A 16,036-nucleotide genomic window follows, 5' to 3' on the forward strand; every position below is an offset into this window, starting at 1 on the left:
CGGTGGGAGTCGGTGCGCCACGGCGGGCGACGCGTCTGCGGCGAACGCTACCGGACCACTGCTGGCCCGAGACCAGCTGTCACCGAGCGAGCTCCGCGACGGGCAGGGCCGCGTCACGGGCACCGGGACGAAGACATGGCCGTCGACAATGGGTCGAGCCTCGTCAGATGACGCCCAGCAGCGTCGAGATGAAGTCCTCGTAGGAGCCTCCGTGGTCGGCGAGCAGCTCGACGTTCCGCGGCTTGGAGAGCACCCGGATCAGCGACTCGAACAGCTCGCCGAACTCCTCGCGGCTGTCCTTGCTGAACGCCATCATCGCCACGAGCGAGACCTGGTCACCGCCCCAGTCGATCGGCTCGTGCGGGACGAACACGGCTATCGAGGAGGCGTGCGCGCCCATGATCATCGAGTGCGGGATCGCGACCCCGCTGCCCAGTGACGTCGTCGCCATCGCCTCTCGTTCGAGCACGCCCCGATGGAACTCCCCGTCGACGACTCCGGCGCGGCCCAGCGCCTCCGCCATCTCGGCCAGCACCTCGTCTCGTGTGGTCGCGGTGAGGTCGAGGTACAGCTGCGGCTCGATGAGATTCACCAGGGTCGAGCCGACGCGGGCGCGGCGCTTGTCCTGGGAGATCTCGAGGACCACCTGCCGGACCCGCTCGAGGTCCTGTGCGCTGGGCAGCGCCCCGACCTGCACCAGGGGACGGTCGACGGTCTGCGGCAGCCCGATCAGGGGCACCGTCGAGACGATCAGGTCGGGGCCGGGAAGGCCCTGGGAGAGCTCCGCCTCGTCGACGGCGACCAGCTCGATCTCCCCGAAGCCGGCGATGGTCGACTGCAGCAGGGCGCGGGCCGAATCCTGCAGGTCCAGATAGGTCGGCGAGATCAGCGCGATCCTCACCCCCTGCTCGCGCACGTAGACGTTCTCGAAGTGCGATCCCACGTGGAACGAGATCAGTCCGATCTCGTCGGCGCGGATCTCGATGCCGAGCGCGAGCTCCAGGCGACGCGCGATGAAGATCCCGATCTCGTAGATCAGGGGATGGGTGTCCTTGATGGACTGACCGATCGGGATGTGCGCGCTCTGTCTCCGGTGCGCGCGGCGCACGAGGTTGCGGGCGTGCACGCTGAGGAACCCGATGAAGCGCTCGTTGTCGAGGTCGATCAGGTAGTTCTCTCCCACCTGGTCGACGATCTGGCGCACCACGGCCACGTGGTCGACGTCCTCCGGGGCGGCGAGCCGCTCGGTGACCACGAGCGAGAGGTCCTCCGGCGTCGTGTTCTCATCCAGCAGGCCCACCAGGTAGTCCTCCTCGCCGGCGGGCAGCCGCAGCTCGAAGGTCGATTCGACCAGTTCGGCGATGCGCCGGGCCGCCACGTGGCGCAGCTCGTCGCCGGTGGGGGAGGCCTCGGGTGACTCGAGCTCATGGCCCTGGCGCACCCTGCCCACCATCACGGCGACGTGCGCGAGTATCGCATGCTGGCTGTTCTCGGTGGCGAGCAGCCCGAGGTCGGCGAGGAGGCGCGTGAGCCCTTCCCGGAAGGTCAGCAGCGACGGTTCGGAGGCCTCGATGGCGAGCTCACGGACGGAGACGAACTGGGTGCGTGAGCGGGCGGCATCGGTCATGATCTGGCGCACCAGACGGCGCTTGGCGGACTCTGTGCCGCAGATGCGCAGGGACGGCCCGTGACGCTCCAGCGTGAGCTGATGGAGCATCAGCAGCGCACGGCATTTGGTGAGGTCCGCTTCGAGCGTCGAATCGCTGACCCGCAGCTCCTCGGCCAGCTCGTAGGCGTCGGCGCCGTCGTCGGCCGTGACCAGCGAGCGCAGCAGGGAGGACAGTCGCTCGCCGGGGCTGAGAACCCGCCTGCCGGGCGCCGGAGTGCCCTCGCCGGCGGCGGCGAGCGCGGCATGGTCGATCGCGTATCCCTCGTGGGAGGAGGAGACCACGTCGCGCCCGTGCTCGCGATTCAGCCGGGAGATGTAGGTGCGGACGCTGCGGGTGGAGACGCCGAGGCGTCGTGAGAGCACGTCGGCGCCGACAGGATCGGCGCCGGCCTCGACCAGTGCCCCCAGCACGCGCTGGCGCGTCGTCTCCCAGGGCTCACGGCGTCGCTCGGTCATCGAAGCTGTCATGTCCTCTCCCTCTCGAGCAGGCTCGTGACCCTGGCGATCACGGCGTCGTCGTCGATCTGGTCGAAGTCCGTCGTGTCGATCTCGGCCACCTGCCCGAGGGCGAAGGTTCCGTAGCCGCGGTGCAGGTATCGGTCGAGAAAGGTCTCTCGCGTCAGCAGCTGAGGCGCACCGAGGCGGTCATCGAGCGTATCGCCGGGGCGGTAGGCGTCGACGAGATGTCCCACGTGGCGGCTCGGGTCCAGGTCCCGTCGTCGCTGGCGGGCGTAGAGAACCTCGAAGTCGGCCACCAGGCGCACCGTCACCGGTCGATACCCGTAGTCGCGGCAGGCCGCGTCGAGCTGCGCCCGCTGCTTCTCGCTGAACGGGTACTCGGCCACGAGGGGCCGCCCGTCGTCCATGGCGGTGCGCACCTGGGCGAAGAAGATCTCCAGTGCCGCCCGGTCCAGATGGTCGCGGGCCGCGGCGTCGGCGAAGCCGTGGAGGTCGTACAGCTCCTCCTTGCGGTCATCGAGCGTCAGGGCGAGGAAGGGACCGAGCCGCTCCTGCACCAGGGTGCAGAGGCGGCTCTTGCCCGTGCCCGGGAAGCCGGCGACCAGCAGGAGGACCCGATCGGTGCTCATCGGCCGCTCAGCCCACCACGGTCGGCAGCATGCGGGAGATCTTGCGGGCGACGATCTCGGCGACCGCCGTGTTGGCCGGCACGATGTTCTTGCGCAGCGAGGCGTTCAGCTCGGTCGACCCGAAGGTCTCCTTGGCGGTGCGGGTCCACCCGACGATCAGCTCGGTGCCGATGTTGAACTTCCGCACCCCGCTGTCGCGGAGCTGGGCGTAGTCGGCCTCGTCGACGCCGGTGCCCCCGTGGACGACCAGCGGCACGTCGACCGCGGTGTGGATCCGCGCGATGAGGTCCAGATCGATTTCCGTCTTCCCGAGATAGGAGCCGTGGTGGGTGCCGATGGACACCGCGAGGGCATCGACTCCGGTGGCGTCGTGGAAGTCGCGGGCCTCCTCGGGCTTGGTGAGCGCCCCCTCCTTCACGGAGACTCCCTCCTCCGTCCCGCCGATGGTGCCGATCTCGCCCTCGACCGAGACGCCCCGGCCATGGGCGAACTCGACGACCCGGCGGGTCTTCAGCACGTTCTCCGAGTAGGGGAAGGAGGAGCCGTCGAACATGACCGAGCTGTACCCGGCGTCGATCGCGTCGCGGATGTCGTCCAGGCTCGTGGCATGGTCCAGGTGCAGCACCACGTCGACCGGCTCGCGCTCGCCGATGCCGCGGCACAGCGCGACGAGGTTCTCCATCCCGATGTACCGGGCAGTGCCGACGGAGGTCTGGATGATGATCGGGCTGCCGGCGTCGCGCGCGGCGGAGATCATCGCCGGGATCATCTCGAGGTTGTGGGCGTTGAAGGCGCCGACGGTGGAGCCGATCTTCTCGGCTTCGCCGAGGACTTCGGTGAGGGTGACGTACATGGTGACTCCCGGTGTCAGTAGTTCTCGCGCATGATGCGCTTGGAGGTGGCCAGCAGCTCGTCGATCTTCGACATCCAGTGGTTGATGGCCTCGCCGTCCCCTGCGGCGGAGGACTGCGCGAGCTTGGTGTTGTAGAGGGTCATCAGCTGGTTGTACGACTCGCCGTACCGCGTGTGCTCGGCGAGGGCCGTCTCGTGGGCCGTGATCGCGGCGTCGAGATCGCCCAACCTTTCGTGGAGGATCCCGAGCTCCTCGTGCAGCTGCCAGCTCGGGCTCTCGCCGGCGTCCTCGCCCTGGGCGAGGAGCTGCTGGAGCTGCGCGATGCGCGCGACGGATTCCTCGCGCTCCGCGTCGGTGAGATCAGCGGCGCCGCTCGAGGAGGCGTCATCGGCCGCGTCGGTCGCGCCGGGTGAGGTGCGCCGTTCGTCGGGGTGCCTGCCCAGCAGGCGGTCGAAGAATCCCATTGCTGCTCCTTGTCTCAGAAGGCCTTCATGAGGGGGCCGACGATCCACGCGAACAGCAGCGCTGCCACGATGGTGTCGACGTCGGTGGCGGAGAGGCTCGGGAAGCCGAGGCTCTGGAAGGTGCCCACGAGGAGCGCGGGCAGGAGGGTGATGAAGATGCCGTGCACCACGCCGCCGATGACGGCGCCGCGTCGGCCGCCGACGGCGTTCCCGAAGATCCCGGCAGTGCCGCCCGCGAAGAAGTTCGTGAGCATGCCGGGCACGATCACGGCGAATCCGAGCACGGGCAGCACGAACATCGCGATGACCGTGCCGATCGTGGTGGTCAGGAAGCCGATGATCACGGCGTTGGGCGCGTAGGGGAACAGGACCGGCGCATCCAGCGCGGGCTTCGAGTGCGGGACGAGCTTCATCGAGATGCCGCGGAAGGCGGGGACGATCTCGCCCAGGAGCAGGCGCACACCCGCCATGAGGACGTACACGCCCACGACGAACTGCATGGACTGCATGAACGCGAACACCAGGTAGTTCGTCTCGCCGGCGGCCTCGGCGGAGGAGGCGGGCCCGGCGAACAGGGCGGTGACCAGGTACAGCGGGATCATCACCACGGCGAGGGACATGTAGGTGTCCTGGAGGAACTCGAACGCGCGGGGGAGCTTGAGATCCTCGGTGGTCTTGCGGTCGGGCCGACGATCACGCACCAGGTAGGCCACGCCGGACTCGACCATGTAGCCGATGGTGCAGAAGTGGCCGAGGGCGATGGCGTCGTTCCCGGTGATCTTCCGGACGACCGGCTGGGCGATCGCGGGCATCGCCACGCAGAAGAAGCCGCCCACGAGGCTGCAGAGCACGATCAGCCAGATGCCGCTGAGGCCCACGGCCGAGCCGAAGACCACGGTCATGGTCGCCATCCACAGCAGCGCCTGGCCGGTGAGGAAGACGTACTTCCAGGGGGTGAAGCGGGCCAGCAGGATGTTCACGACGAAGACGCCCAGGAACGTGATCGCGATCGGGCCGCCGAGTCCAAGGTCGTTCGTCGCGAACCCGTTGACCGCCTCGATGGAGGGGACGATCCCGGTGAGGTTGAAGGCGGCCTCGAACTGGGTTCCGAAGTAGGTCAGCGTCGAGACCAGGACCGCGGACCCGGCGGCGAGGACCATGAAGCCCAGCAGCGTCTTGAAGGTGCCGGAGACGACGGTTCCGGCATCCTTGCGCTGCAGCAGCAGTCCGAGCATCGCGATGAGCGCGATGATGATCCCCGCCTGCGTGAAGATGTTGGAGATGATCCAGTCGAGCACCGCCATGTCAGGCTCCGCGGCCGTCGAGCGCCGGGAGGAGCTTCTCGGCGATCTCGGTCTTGTCGACGATGTTGTGCAGGTAGACGAGCGTGACGGAGGGGTCGATCTCGTACTTCTCGATCTGGGGGCGGAAGCTCTCCGCCGAGACGATCACGTCGGTCTTCAGCCCCGCGACGGAGGAGACGGACTCGTGCTCGAGCTTGGCGCGGATCTTGTGCGCGACCAGCACTTCCTCCGTCTCCATCTGGCAGGCCAGGCTGCTGCCGAGTCCGGCGCCGCAGATGAAGTAGATGGTGGGATTCTGTGCCATGGGAGTTGCTCCTTTGCAAGGTGCTCGCGATGTGCGGGCAGTACGGGGGAGGGCCCCTGGGAAGAGGGGCCGGGGAGGGGAGGGGTCAGGCGTCCGCCGGGACCAGGCCCGCGAGGAACACCTGGGGCGAGGCTGCGGTCACCAGGCGCTCGACGGATTCGGGCGTGCGGATGATCTGCACGAAGGCTCTCAGCGCCTCGAGGTGCGAGGTGCTGTCCGAGGCGGCGAGGCAGAGCACGAGCCGCACGGGGTCGTGCTCGGCGTTGCCGAAGGCGACGCCCTCGGCCAGCGTCATCGCACTCATCGAGGTGCGCGAGACGGTGCCGTCGGGCTGAGCGTGCGCGAGCGCCACCCCGGGAGCGAGCACGATGTACGGGCCGAATGTCTCGACCACGTCGATCATCCGGCTCACGTACTCCTCCGTCACGGCGCGCGAACGGAGAAGGGGGAAGGCGGCCTGGCGGATGGCGTCCTGCCAGGTATCAGCCGACGCACCGAGGACGACATGGTCCTCGGTGATCAGCTGGGCGAGCGATGCCGACATCGCGGGACCTCTCTGTCGGGTGGCAGGTCCCGATCAGTCTGCGAGGGCCAGGATGGCGGTCGCCAACAGACCTTCTTCCGCCGGTGCCGGCGGTGGCGGAAGGACGCGCCCGGGTACCGCACGAAGCTGAAGGTGAAGCGACTTCTCCCGATGTCGGAGGAGCCCTGCGAGGACAGGTAGGTGCACATGTGGTCGCACCTGGGGCTGGCCAAGATCAAGATCGCCAACTCCCGCGTGCATTTCTACGTCGACACCGCAGGTACGCGCACGGTCTACGTGGGATACATCGGCGCTCACCTCGACCTGGTGAGCACCAATTGAGTTGACGAGGCGATCGCGACGTCTGCAGGCTCCCTCTGCGCGACGAACAGTGAGCTTGTTGCTGCTGCCAGTCGACCTCCCGCTCCCGCGCGGCCCGTGATCAGCGATCCGAGGCTCGCCGCACCGTATGCACCGCGAGCCCGTCGATGCCGGCGAAATCCTTCGGATTCGCCGTATAGAGGGGCAGGCCACGGGACAGTGCGGTGGCTGCGATCAACGCATCATAGGCGCGAGCTGCCGGTTTCCGACCAGAGGCCCTCAGAGACGCGGCGACCACTCCGAAAGACCGAGCAGCGGCGTCATCGAAGGGAATCGGTTCGAAGTCTGCTTCGGCCTGCTGCAGATGGGCCTGGCGGGCGGCGCGCTCCTCATCGGTCCGTGCAGTGTGAGGACCTACCGAGAGTTCTGCGAGGGTGATCGCGGTGATGCTCGGCTCGCTCGGTAGGGAGGAGGGGTCCAGGAGGGCCAGGTCGATCAGGGATGACGTGTCAAACACGCCATGAAGGCTCGGGTGCGTCATAGCTCGGGGTCGATCAGTTCGTCGACATCGGTTTTCAAGTTGTCTGCATCGATGACGGGCAGAGAACGCCGGCGGAGGATCAGCTCCTCCACCTGCACCGTGCGCCGGGGGAGGGGAGCGACAGTGGCTACAGGTTCGCCGTCACGGGTCACGGTCAGCGATTCGCCGCGATTGACCCGCCGCAACACCTCCGCGCTGCGATTACGCAAGTCCCTGATCGTCACGCCGTTCATTCACCAAGTGTATCACCGGTGATACGGGAATGGCTGCCCGATAGCCAGCCGTGCAACAGTCCCGCTATCGTCGGTGCCAGTAGCCGATGCCGGGGAGTGACCACCGATGCTCACGATCGCCCACCTAGATACCTTCGTCCTCACAGCGCCCCTGGGCAGCGATCGCTTCTACTCCTCCCAGGCCGAGTTCCCCGAACGCACGTCCCTGCTCGTGCGACTGACCACCACCGACGGTGAAGTCGGCTGGGGTGAGGGAGGCCAGTACGGCCCGGCGGAACCGGTCCGCTCCTGCCTCGAGGACGTGCTCGCCCCGCAGCTGCTCGCGATGCGCGACGCCTCGCCCGGCGTGGTCTGGGACCTCCTCTATGCCCGCACCCGCGACTTCGGCCAGCGCGGCCCCTACCTCGAGGCGCTCAGCGCGCTCGACATCGCCCTGTGGGACCTCGTCGGCAAACGCCTCGGCGCCCCGATCAGCGCGCTGATCGGCGGTCGGCACCGCGAGAGCGTCCACGCCTACGGCACCGGCGGCTATTACTCCTCCGTCGCCTTCGACCCCGACCGGGACCTGCGCCGGCTCGGCGACAGCGTGGCCGAGCACGCCGCACAGGGCTTCGGGATGCTCAAGATGAAGATCGGACTGCTCCCGATCGCCGAGGACGCGCTGCGCGTGGCCACCGTGCGCGAGCGCCTCGGCGACGGCATCGTGCTCGCCGCCGACGCGAACCACGCCTACAACTCCCAGACCGCGATCGCCATGGGCCGCGTTCTCGAGCAGCACGATGTCGCCTTCTTCGAGGAGCCCGTCCCGCCGGAGGACCGCGAGGGATACGCCCGCGTGCGCGACCGGCTGGACCTGGCGATCGCCGGGGGAGAGGCCGAGTACACCCGATGGGGCTTCCGGGACCTCATCGACGCAGGCTGCGTCGACATCATCCAGCCCGACCTCTGCGTCGCCGGAGGGATCTCCGAGGTCCAGCGCATCGTCGCCCTGGCTTCGGCCCACCATCTGCGCACCATCCCGCACGTGTGGGGCTCGGGCATCGCCGTCGCCGCAGCCCTGCAGGTGTGCAGCACGCTGCCGCTGGTGCCCTACACGCACCGCCCCGTGCCGCTGCAGAACGAACCCGTGATCGAGTTCGACCGCACCCGCAACCCCCTCCGCGACGACCTGCTGACCACGCCCTTCACGCTCGAGAGCGGACGCGTCGCGGTGCCGGACGGCCCCGGCCTCGGCGTCGAGGTGGACATGGACGTGGTCGCGCAGTACGCCTCGGAGTAGGGGCCGACGCCGCGGATCCTGCGTGAAACCCTGCGCCGCATGGCCGTCTCTGCGACTGTGGTGCCATGGCAGAACCCCGAGACCTCCGTCCCGCCGCCGACGCGATGGCGAGCGTCCTCACCGGCGTGCCCGAGGACGCCCTGAGCCGCCCGACGCCGTCGTCGGACTACCTCGTCGGCGACCTGATCGAGCACATCGACGGGCTATCGACCGGACTGCAGGCTTCCGCGCGCAAGGAGCCCGTTCCCGAGGAGGAGCTGCGCGATGGGGACGCCGCCCAGCTGCGACCTGACTGGCGCGAGCGCTTCCCCGCCCAGCTGACCGAGCTCGCCCGGGCCTGGGCCGAGCCCACCGCCTGGGAGGGCGAGACGCTCCAGGGCGGGGTGCCCCTGCTGGCCTCGGCGGCCGGGATGTTCGTGCTCGACGAGCTCATCGTCCACGGCTGGGAGCTGGCCCGCTCCACCGAGCAGCCCTTCAGCGCTCGTGAGGACGACGTGCTCAGCCTGATCCGCTTCCTGTCCTCGCTGCCCCCGATCGAGGAGGTCGAGGGCCTCTTCGCTCCGCCCGTCCCGGTGCCGGAGGCGGCACCTCCGCTCGACCGTCTGATCGGCCTGACCGGGCGCGACCCCGCCTGGCCCGGCACCACCGCTCGGCACTGAAGGCCGACGGTCCGCCCCGGCGCCTCGGCGGCGCACCCGCGTTCGAGCTCGTCACCGGCCCTGGGACCGACCCGCGCCGTCGCCCTGGGCTCCGCCGCGAACTCGCACGGGGATGCGGACGAACCGCGGACGGTATATCGCGGCGTCCTCGTACAGCTCCTCGCTGTCGAAGGAGTTCACGTTGTAGCTCACCAGAACGGTGTGTCCGCGACGCCACTGGGGGTGCTCGTGCGCGTTGTAGGCGTACACCTGCGTGCCCCTGGTCCCGCTCGTGTCCATCGTGAACAGGGGCGTCTTCTCGGTGAACGGCCCCTCGGGGTGCTTCGCCCAGGACGCGACGACCTGGGTGTTCAGGGCGACGGAGGTGTCCTGCGTGATCAGCAGGTAGCCTCCGTGGAAGGCGGCGACGCTCACCTCGTTCGCCACGGCCGAGGCGATCTCCTGTGCATCCCCCTCCGCGCGAGACCACGCGTGGCCGGTCCAGAAGCGCCATGCCGAACGGTCACCGAGGCTCGCCCGGGAGACTCGGGCCAGGAAGAGGCGCTTGTCGGCGCCGCGGTCCCGGACGCCGTAGACGTACAGCCACGGTCCGATCCGTTCGATCCAGGACGCCCATTGGATGTCGGCTTCGCTCGGCGCCTCGCGCAGTGAATGCAGGGTGCCCTTCTGGGCATCGAGGCGGGCGACCGCGGTAGATGCCCAGGCGAAGTCGAACGGGCCGTCCCCGGTGCGTTCGAGGAGGAGCGCCATCACGTGGATCTCCCGCGCGGATCGCTTCGTTCCGGCGCCGAACCAGTACCAGTTCGTCGCGGTGTCCTCGGTCGTGACCAGGGCCGCGGGATCCTCGTCGCGGTGCCCGGTGACCGTGGAGAACCGAAAGCGATCGGTGCCGGCTCCGGAGGTGAGCACGATCGAGTTGTTGAGGAACGGGGCCTTCCTCGACCGGGTCCCGTTCGCGGCGACCGGGCCGAGGAACGTGTCGGAGAAGATGAGGGCGCTCGTCCGGCCCGTCAGCGGGACGGAGTACGTCGAATCGCCCCCGGACCATCCTGGGCCGCGATCGCCGTAGCGGTTCAGGGCATCTATCAATGCCTGCGCCGGGGCGGCGCGCCCGATGTCGAGGACGGGCTTCCTCTCCGGGGGTGCGGCCAGGGCGGGCACGGCCGTGGAGGTGAGACCCACGGCCGTCGCGGCGCCGAGCGTGCGGCGGGAGAATCGTTGATCGGTCATCGTCCGACTCCTCTGGTGTGGTGCGGCGGAGCCCGGAGGCATCCACAAAGTAGCGAGCCCCGCCGATGTTCACGCCCCACACGCTGGCCGAGAAACCCGGAACCGGCCGGCTTGTCCCGGGATCCGCAGCCCGGGCCCGGACCAGCTGGCTCGGCCCAGCGGACTACAGCAGCAGCTCGGCCGACTGCGACTCCAGGGCTCGACGCAGATGTCCATCCTGCGCCTCGAGCACGTCCCGTGCGTCCTGCGCGGGCAGTCCAGTGGCGAGGATCAGCAGAGCGAGCTTCGTCGAGCCGTCGGCCTTGCGCAGCGCGGAGGCCGCGGCCTCGGCGTCGGCGCCCGTCAGCATCATGACGGTGTGCTCGGCGCGGGCCCGCAGCTTCTCGTTGGTGGCCCGCAGATCGACCATGATGTTCCCGTAGGTCTTGCCCAGGCGCACCATCGTCAGCGTCGTGAGCATGTTGAGCACCAGTTTCTGCGCCGTGCCCGATTTCAACCGGGTCGATCCGGAGATGAGCTCGGGGCCCACCACGACCTCGATGGCGATGTCCGCGAGCTCGCCGATGCGGCTGCCGGCGTTGCAGGCGACCGCGATGGTCAGTGCCCCCTCGGACCGGGCGTGGGTGAGAGCGTCGGCGACGTACGGGGTCCGGCCCGACGCCGAGATGCCGACCACCGCGTCCAGTGCGCCGACCCCCACCTCGCGCAGATCCTGCTCCCCGGCACCATCCTCCGCGTTCTCGACCGCGGAGCGCAGCGCCGTCGGCCCGCCGGCGATGATCCCCTGCACCAGCGAAGGGTCGGTCCCGAAGGTCGGCGGGCACTCGCTCGCATCGAGCACGCCCATGCGCCCGGCGGTGCCGGCGCCGACGTAGAGGAGTCGGCCACCGGCGCGCAGTCGCGCGGTGAGCGCGTCGACCGCCTCCACGATGGCCGGGGCCGCGGCGTGCACCGCCCGCGGCACCTGCTGATCCTGCTCGTTCATCAGGTGCACGAGGGATTCCGTGGAGCGCAAGTCGAGGTCGTGCAGCGAGGCGTCGACCGATTCGGTCGTCAGCGTGCCGAGCTCGCTGCGCAGGGCGGCTCGATCAATCGGAGCGGCGGAGTCAGACACGGATGGCGTACCTCTCGTGGGGTCAGGTCGGTGCGACGAGGGAGGAGGGTGGCTCCCGCCAGGGCGTCGCCCTCGCCAACGTAACACGTTTACATATCGTGTCGAGAGTGTGGAACTTATTGACCTACTTCTGGTGACCCATTAGCGTCTGTCCAGAGGTGTCGGTCCCCGGGGGTGCCCGGGGAACTGCGGAGATCGTGGAGAGCTGAACTCGCGCACCGACGAACAGTCGACGTTCCTGTCAGGGGTCATCGTGAGCATTCAGACCAGCATCCAGGCCAAGCTGGAGTCCTACCCGCCCTCGATGCAGCGTGTCGCCTCTGCGATCCTCGCCCATCCGCACACCGTCCTGCAGTCCACGATCAGCGAGCTGGCCCGCGAGTGCTCGACCTCGGAGACGTCGGTGGTGCGCTTCTGCCGCAGCATCGGGTTCAGCGGATTCGCCCCGTTCAAGCTCGAGCTCGCCGCAGAGCTCGCGACCGAGACGGCCCAGTTCGGTCCCTCGGAGCACGGCGCCGACATCAGCGCGGAGGACTCCCTGGCCGAGGCGGTGGTCAAGGTCGCGCGCTCCGAGGTGCTCGGCATCCAGGAGACCATGGCGCAGCTGGACATCGACGCGATCGAACGCATCGCCGATCGCATCCGCTCCTGCGGCAAGGTGCTGCTGTTCGGCGTCGGCGCGAGCGGCGCAGCACCGCGCGACTTCGCCCAGAAGCTGCTGCGGATCGGGGTCACCGCCCTCGACTTCACCGACGCCCACGACGCGCTCGTCTCCGCGGCGCTCCTCGGCCAGGACGATGTCGCCGTCGTCTTCTCCCACAGCGGCACCACCCGCGAGGCGGTGGCCGTGCTGCGTGCAGCGCGGAATGCCGGCGCGCTCACGATCGCGGTGACCAACGCCGCCGACCCGCCGCTCGCCGCGCACGCCGAGGAGGTGCTGCCCACGGCCGTGCGGGAGACCACCTTCCGCTCCGGCGCCATGGCCAGCCGCATCGCGCAGCTGACCGTGGTCGACTACCTGTTCGTCGGGATCGCGCGGAAGGACTTCGACGCCACCGTCGAGGCCCTGAGGACGACCTACGACACCGTGAGCGCCCTGCGCGATGACCGCTGACGACGGAAGGGCCACCATGCCGGAACGAACCTCTCTCGGGGTCGAGGCGCTGTGCGCTGACCCCGGCCTCATCCCGGCCGGGAACTACGGGCTGGTCACGAACTTCACCGGCGTCATGGCGGACATGACGCGCAACATCGAGGCCCTGCGGCACGCCGGGGTGCGGGTCTCGGCCCTGTTCGGTCCGGAGCACGGACTGCGGGGGAGCGTGCAGGCGGGGGAGACCGAATCCAGCGCCGTCGACGAGCTCACGGGCCTGCCGCTGTACGAGACGTACATGAAGACCCCTGACGAGCTGGACCAGCTGGTCGTCGACGCAGGGGTCGACGGCCTGCTCTTCGACATGCAGGACATCGGCGTGCGCTTCTACACCTACGTGTGGACCATGTACGACTGCCTGCTCAGCGCGGCCCGCACCGGCGTGCGGCTGGTCGTGCTGGACAGGCCCAATCCGCTGACCGGCATCGCCGTCGCCGGGCCCGGGGTCGAGAAGGACTGCGAGAGCTTCGTCGGTCGCATCGACCTGCCGCTCCGCCACGGGCTGACCGTCGGGGAGCTCGCGAGATACGCTAACGGGCACGTCCTTCCCGAGCGCCTCGGCACCGCGGCCGACCTGCAGGTCGTGCCGATGGCGGACTGGCGCCGCAGTGACGACGTCGAGCGGGCGGGCACGCCCTGGGTCGCTCCCTCGCCGAACATGCCCACCTCTGACACCGCCCACGCCTTCTGCGGCACGGGGCTGTTCGAGGGCACCAACGTCAGCGAAGGCCGCGGGACCACCCGTCCCTTCGAGACGATCGGCGCCCCGTACGTCGACGGTTCCCTGATCCAGGCACTGCGAGCACTCGAGCTGCCCGGGGTGCTGTTCCGTGAGACCTGGTTCGTCCCGACCTTCCACAAGCACGCAGGGGAGAGCTGTCGCGGGGTGCAGCTGCACGTCACCGATCGCAGGGAGTTCGATCCCGTGCGCACCGGCGTGCTGATGCTGTCCACACTGGCGCGGCTCCATCCCGATCACTTCAACTTCCTCGTGCCCGGGGAGCGGGTCGACGCCCCCGAGTGGGGCTACGCGATCGATCGCCTGTGGGGCTCTGACCGGCTGCGGCGGACGGTGGAGGGCGGGGGAGACGTCGAGCCACTGCTGGCCCCGGTGACCAGCACACATGCGACGTACCCCGAGGGCGTCCTCCTCTACACCGACGACCGCTGAGGCGGTGGGCCGACATGATCGCTGCGTCGCCGTGCCCATGAGGTGCAGATGAGTACCGACGCGTTCCTGCATGGTGGAAACCAGTGATTCTCCGCCGCTGCCCACGCACGGCATCGCACAGCTCCTGCATGCTGACAATTCGGCCGACAACGGGGAGGACGCCGACGGGGTCGTCCCCGACCTGTTCGTCCCGACCCCAGACGAGTCATTCGACCGGACGTTCCGCTGTCCGCCGTACTCCGCGCCCTCTAGGGTGGGACCCGCGACGACGCCGACGAGGAGGCAGCGATGTACTTGCTCGACCAGGGCACCGGGCCGGCCGTGGTGCTGGTGCCCGGCTTGGGGTGCGACCACACCATGTACCGGCCCCAGCTCGAGATGCTCGAGGGCATGCGCTGCCTGGCGGTGGACCTGCGCGGCACCGGTCGTTCGCCGGGTCTCCAGGGGGTCCCGGAGCATGACGTGCTCGCCCTCCAGGCCGCCGACATCGCCGCGGCGCTGCGCGAGCGCGACGTCGACAGCGCCCACCTCGTCGGCATCTCCTACGGCGGTGCCGTGGTGCAGCAGTTCCTGATCCGCTATCCCGAGCTCGCCCGGTCCGCGGTCATCTGCGACAGCCTGTGCGACACCGGAGCGCGCACCCTGGGCGAGCGGCTGCAGTTCTGGCCCGCCCGGGCGCAGCCGGCCATGCTCCGTGCGATCCCCCGTCGGGCACTCGCGAGAGCGACCCGCGCCGCTTATCCGCGCTGGCCGGAGGCCGGCGAGGCGATGGCTCAGGTGTTCCTCACCGCGTACCTCGACGACCTCGTCACCCAGCGGCGCGTGGTCAACCGGATCCACTTCGAGCAGAAGCTGCACGAGTGCGAGACGCCCACGCTGTGCCTGGCCGGCGACCACTCCAAGCTCGCGAAATCGATGATGGTCCGCACTCATGACGCGCTGGCGCACTCGGAGTTCCACCTGATCCCCAACTCCTTCGACCCCTCGAGCCTGTGCAACCCGGCCGCTTTCACCGCGCACCTGCAGCGGTGGGTGCAGGCGCGGGAGGCGGGGCTGCCGCTCGGGCAGCCGCTGATGGCCTGACGGGTGCGACCTGGCGTGCGCCTCGCTGCACGCGCATGCTGGAGCCATGAGTGAGACACCGCCTCCTGCCACCTCCTTGCGCATCCTGGACGCTGCTGCCCCGCCCTACGGACAGCGCCGCCTCGAGGACCATTTCCGGGAGCTCGTGGCCTCCGAGGACGGGGGCGAGCGATGAGCCCGGCCGCGCCGACCGGCGAGTCCGACTGGGGCATCGAGGCCTTCGATCCCGCCCTCTACCTGGACCGGATCGGCGTCGCGCCGAACCCTCCGGGCGCGCTCGACCTCGATCTCCTGGAACGCATCCACCTCGCTCACGTGCGCACCTTCCCCTTCAGCAATGTCGACGTGCTGCTGGGTCGGCACCCCGGCGTCGACCCGGGGATCGTCGCGACCCGGATGCTGCACGAGGGCGTGGGCGGCTATTGCTTCGAGCACGCCCAGCTGATGGCCGGCGTGCTCGAACGGCTCGGGATGACGGTTCGTCGCTGCCTCGGCCGCGTCCACTCACCGACCAACACCCGCACCCACATGACCCTCGACGCCGAGCTCGAGGGCCGCTGGTGGGTGATGGACCCCGGCTTCGGCCTCTCCCTGACCGGGCCGCTCCCGCGCGAGGACGGCGCCCGACGCGAGGAATGGTTCGGCACCCTGTCGATGCACCGTCGCGGAACGGGCGACGTCCAGCAGTGGGAGCTGCGGCGCGGCGAGGACGTCCAGCACGTCACCGACCTGCTTCCCGTGGTGCCGGCCGACGTGCGCAGCGGGCACCACATCACCTCGACCATGCCGGGCGCCGGCCCCTTCCGGACCATGCTCATCCTCAGCCGCTTCACCGACGGCGGGCACGTCACGGTGACCAGCGCCGCGCGTACGGTCCGCCGCCCCGGGCAGCGGACCGTCCACGAGGAGCTCGACCCAGCTCAGGTTCTCGACGCCGTCGCGGACCTCGGCCTACCGATGGACGCCGCCACCGCCCGGGCGCTGGGCGAGCGGCTGCGCGAGACCGCCTGAACCGAGGCGGGCATCCCCGGAGCGCGGCGCAGCAGC

At 69.5% G+C, this 16,036-nt stretch carries 19 protein-coding genes; 8 read left to right on the plus strand and 11 right to left on the minus strand.

The window, feature by feature from the left end; all coding sequences use genetic code 11:
* Window positions 1–163: 163 nt before the first annotated feature.
* From JOF43_RS07490 to JOF43_RS07520, 7 genes are all read right to left on the minus strand, one after another.
* Entirely contained in the window at window positions 164–2,137 is a 1,974-nt protein-coding gene (locus tag JOF43_RS07490) for a BglG family transcription antiterminator (protein WP_209900792.1), read from the minus strand.
* Window positions 2,134–2,757, minus strand: a complete 624-nt coding sequence (locus JOF43_RS07495) for a P-loop nucleotide/nucleoside kinase family protein (RefSeq protein ID WP_209900793.1) — start codon at window positions 2,755–2,757, stop codon at window positions 2,134–2,136. Before JOF43_RS07495 ends, JOF43_RS07490 begins: the two co-directional genes overlap by 4 nt.
* 7 nt (window positions 2,758–2,764) lie before the next feature.
* A complete protein-coding gene (locus tag JOF43_RS07500; protein ID WP_209900795.1) occupies window positions 2,765–3,610 on the minus strand; it encodes a class II fructose-bisphosphate aldolase in 846 nt (281 codons plus the stop codon).
* A gap of 14 nt (window positions 3,611–3,624) precedes the next feature.
* Window positions 3,625–4,074 (minus strand): hypothetical protein, encoded by a 450-nt coding sequence (locus tag JOF43_RS07505; protein WP_209900797.1) that lies wholly within the window; start codon window positions 4,072–4,074, stop codon window positions 3,625–3,627.
* 14 nt (window positions 4,075–4,088) lie between these two features.
* Window positions 4,089–5,378 carry a PTS sugar transporter subunit IIC gene (locus tag JOF43_RS07510; RefSeq protein ID WP_209900798.1) on the minus strand — a complete coding sequence of 430 codons (1,290 nt, stop codon included), beginning with the start codon at window positions 5,376–5,378 and terminating at the stop codon, window positions 4,089–4,091.
* Between the two features lies 1 nt (window position 5,379).
* Window positions 5,380–5,682 (minus strand): PTS sugar transporter subunit IIB, encoded by a 303-nt coding sequence (locus JOF43_RS07515; protein WP_209900800.1) that lies wholly within the window; start codon window positions 5,680–5,682, stop codon window positions 5,380–5,382.
* Between the two features lie 85 nt (window positions 5,683–5,767).
* Window positions 5,768–6,226 carry a PTS sugar transporter subunit IIA gene (locus tag JOF43_RS07520; protein ID WP_209900802.1) on the minus strand — a complete coding sequence of 153 codons (459 nt, stop codon included), beginning with the start codon at window positions 6,224–6,226 and terminating at the stop codon, window positions 5,768–5,770.
* 180 nt (window positions 6,227–6,406) lie between these two features.
* Between JOF43_RS07520 and JOF43_RS07525 the strand changes: the two genes are divergently transcribed.
* The gene (locus JOF43_RS07525) at window positions 6,407–6,547 is read left to right on the plus strand and encodes a hypothetical protein (RefSeq protein ID WP_209900804.1); all 141 of its coding nucleotides are present in this window, start codon (window positions 6,407–6,409) and stop codon (window positions 6,545–6,547) included.
* Between the two features lie 100 nt (window positions 6,548–6,647).
* Here JOF43_RS07525 and JOF43_RS07530 read toward each other — a convergent pair whose 3' ends face one another.
* Window positions 6,648–7,043, minus strand: a complete 396-nt coding sequence (locus tag JOF43_RS07530; RefSeq protein ID WP_342592106.1) for a type II toxin-antitoxin system VapC family toxin — start codon at window positions 7,041–7,043, stop codon at window positions 6,648–6,650.
* 20 nt (window positions 7,044–7,063) lie between these two features.
* Complete coding sequence (locus JOF43_RS07535; protein ID WP_245354048.1) at window positions 7,064–7,300, minus strand: type II toxin-antitoxin system Phd/YefM family antitoxin; 237 nt, start codon at window positions 7,298–7,300, stop codon at window positions 7,064–7,066.
* Between the two features lie 106 nt (window positions 7,301–7,406).
* On the opposite strand from JOF43_RS07535, the gene JOF43_RS07540 reads away from it, so the two are divergent.
* Complete coding sequence (locus JOF43_RS07540; RefSeq protein WP_209900808.1) at window positions 7,407–8,579, plus strand: mandelate racemase/muconate lactonizing enzyme family protein; 1,173 nt, start codon at window positions 7,407–7,409, stop codon at window positions 8,577–8,579.
* A gap of 65 nt (window positions 8,580–8,644) precedes the next feature.
* On the plus strand, window positions 8,645–9,238 hold the full coding sequence (locus JOF43_RS07545; RefSeq protein WP_209900810.1) for a TIGR03086 family metal-binding protein: 594 nt from the start codon (window positions 8,645–8,647) through the stop codon (window positions 9,236–9,238).
* A 51-nt stretch (window positions 9,239–9,289) separates the two neighbouring features.
* Here JOF43_RS07545 and JOF43_RS07550 read toward each other — a convergent pair whose 3' ends face one another.
* Together JOF43_RS07550 and murQ are read right to left on the minus strand one after the other, a co-directional pair.
* On the minus strand, window positions 9,290–10,468 hold the full coding sequence (locus tag JOF43_RS07550; RefSeq protein WP_209900811.1) for a DUF4185 domain-containing protein: 1,179 nt from the start codon (window positions 10,466–10,468) through the stop codon (window positions 9,290–9,292).
* A gap of 163 nt (window positions 10,469–10,631) precedes the next feature.
* Window positions 10,632–11,582, minus strand: coding sequence for an N-acetylmuramic acid 6-phosphate etherase (gene murQ, locus JOF43_RS07555; protein WP_342592107.1), 951 nt, complete (start codon window positions 11,580–11,582; stop codon window positions 10,632–10,634).
* A gap of 253 nt (window positions 11,583–11,835) precedes the next feature.
* On the opposite strand from murQ, the gene JOF43_RS07560 reads away from it, so the two are divergent.
* From JOF43_RS07560 to JOF43_RS07575, 5 genes are all read left to right on the plus strand, one after another.
* Window positions 11,836–12,696: a MurR/RpiR family transcriptional regulator gene (locus JOF43_RS07560; RefSeq protein ID WP_209900813.1), complete on the plus strand. Its 861-nt coding sequence runs from the start codon at window positions 11,836–11,838 to the stop codon at window positions 12,694–12,696.
* Between the two features lie 16 nt (window positions 12,697–12,712).
* Window positions 12,713–13,906 carry an exo-beta-N-acetylmuramidase NamZ family protein gene (locus JOF43_RS07565; RefSeq protein WP_209900815.1) on the plus strand — a complete coding sequence of 398 codons (1,194 nt, stop codon included), beginning with the start codon at window positions 12,713–12,715 and terminating at the stop codon, window positions 13,904–13,906.
* 288 nt (window positions 13,907–14,194) lie between these two features.
* On the plus strand, window positions 14,195–14,989 hold the full coding sequence (locus tag JOF43_RS07570) for an alpha/beta fold hydrolase (protein ID WP_209900817.1): 795 nt from the start codon (window positions 14,195–14,197) through the stop codon (window positions 14,987–14,989).
* A 46-nt stretch (window positions 14,990–15,035) separates the two neighbouring features.
* On the plus strand, window positions 15,036–15,164 hold the full coding sequence (locus tag JOF43_RS22950; RefSeq protein WP_281065025.1) for a hypothetical protein: 129 nt from the start codon (window positions 15,036–15,038) through the stop codon (window positions 15,162–15,164).
* On the plus strand, window positions 15,161–16,000 hold the full coding sequence (locus JOF43_RS07575) for an arylamine N-acetyltransferase family protein (RefSeq protein WP_209900819.1): 840 nt from the start codon (window positions 15,161–15,163) through the stop codon (window positions 15,998–16,000). Before JOF43_RS22950 ends, JOF43_RS07575 begins: the two co-directional genes overlap by 4 nt.
* The last annotated feature ends 36 nt before the right edge of the window (window positions 16,001–16,036 follow it).

The sequence above is a fragment of the Brachybacterium sacelli genome (genome assembly GCF_017876545.1).
GTDB classification, from domain to species: Bacteria; Actinomycetota; Actinomycetes; order Actinomycetales; family Dermabacteraceae; genus Brachybacterium; species Brachybacterium sacelli.

Excerpts from the sequence above, each read along its gene's own strand:
- JOF43_RS07490 (WP_209900792.1), bottom strand. The coding sequence starts at position 2,137 with ATGACAGCTTCGATGACCGAGCGACGCCGTGAGCCCTGGGAGACGACG.
- JOF43_RS07495 (WP_209900793.1), bottom strand. The coding sequence starts at position 2,757 with ATGAGCACCGATCGGGTCCTCCTGCTGGTCGCCGGCTTCCCGGGCACG.
- JOF43_RS07500 (WP_209900795.1), bottom strand. The coding sequence starts at position 3,610 with ATGTACGTCACCCTCACCGAAGTCCTCGGCGAAGCCGAGAAGATCGGC.
- JOF43_RS07505 (WP_209900797.1), bottom strand. The coding sequence starts at position 4,074 with ATGGGATTCTTCGACCGCCTGCTGGGCAGGCACCCCGACGAACGGCGC.
- JOF43_RS07510 (WP_209900798.1), bottom strand. The coding sequence starts at position 5,378 with ATGGCGGTGCTCGACTGGATCATCTCCAACATCTTCACGCAGGCGGGG.
- JOF43_RS07515 (WP_209900800.1), bottom strand. The coding sequence starts at position 5,682 with ATGGCACAGAATCCCACCATCTACTTCATCTGCGGCGCCGGACTCGGC.
- JOF43_RS07520 (WP_209900802.1), bottom strand. The coding sequence starts at position 6,226 with ATGTCGGCATCGCTCGCCCAGCTGATCACCGAGGACCATGTCGTCCTC.
- JOF43_RS07535 (WP_245354048.1), bottom strand. The coding sequence starts at position 7,300 with ATGAACGGCGTGACGATCAGGGACTTGCGTAATCGCAGCGCGGAGGTG.
- JOF43_RS07540 (WP_209900808.1), top strand. The coding sequence starts at position 7,407 with ATGCTCACGATCGCCCACCTAGATACCTTCGTCCTCACAGCGCCCCTG.
- JOF43_RS07545 (WP_209900810.1), top strand. The coding sequence starts at position 8,645 with ATGGCAGAACCCCGAGACCTCCGTCCCGCCGCCGACGCGATGGCGAGC.
- JOF43_RS07550 (WP_209900811.1), bottom strand. The coding sequence starts at position 10,468 with ATGACCGATCAACGATTCTCCCGCCGCACGCTCGGCGCCGCGACGGCC.
- JOF43_RS07565 (WP_209900815.1), top strand. The coding sequence starts at position 12,713 with ATGCCGGAACGAACCTCTCTCGGGGTCGAGGCGCTGTGCGCTGACCCC.
- JOF43_RS07570 (WP_209900817.1), top strand. The coding sequence starts at position 14,195 with ATGTACTTGCTCGACCAGGGCACCGGGCCGGCCGTGGTGCTGGTGCCC.
- JOF43_RS22950 (WP_281065025.1), top strand. The coding sequence starts at position 15,036 with ATGAGTGAGACACCGCCTCCTGCCACCTCCTTGCGCATCCTGGACGCT.
- JOF43_RS07575 (WP_209900819.1), top strand. The coding sequence starts at position 15,161 with ATGAGCCCGGCCGCGCCGACCGGCGAGTCCGACTGGGGCATCGAGGCC.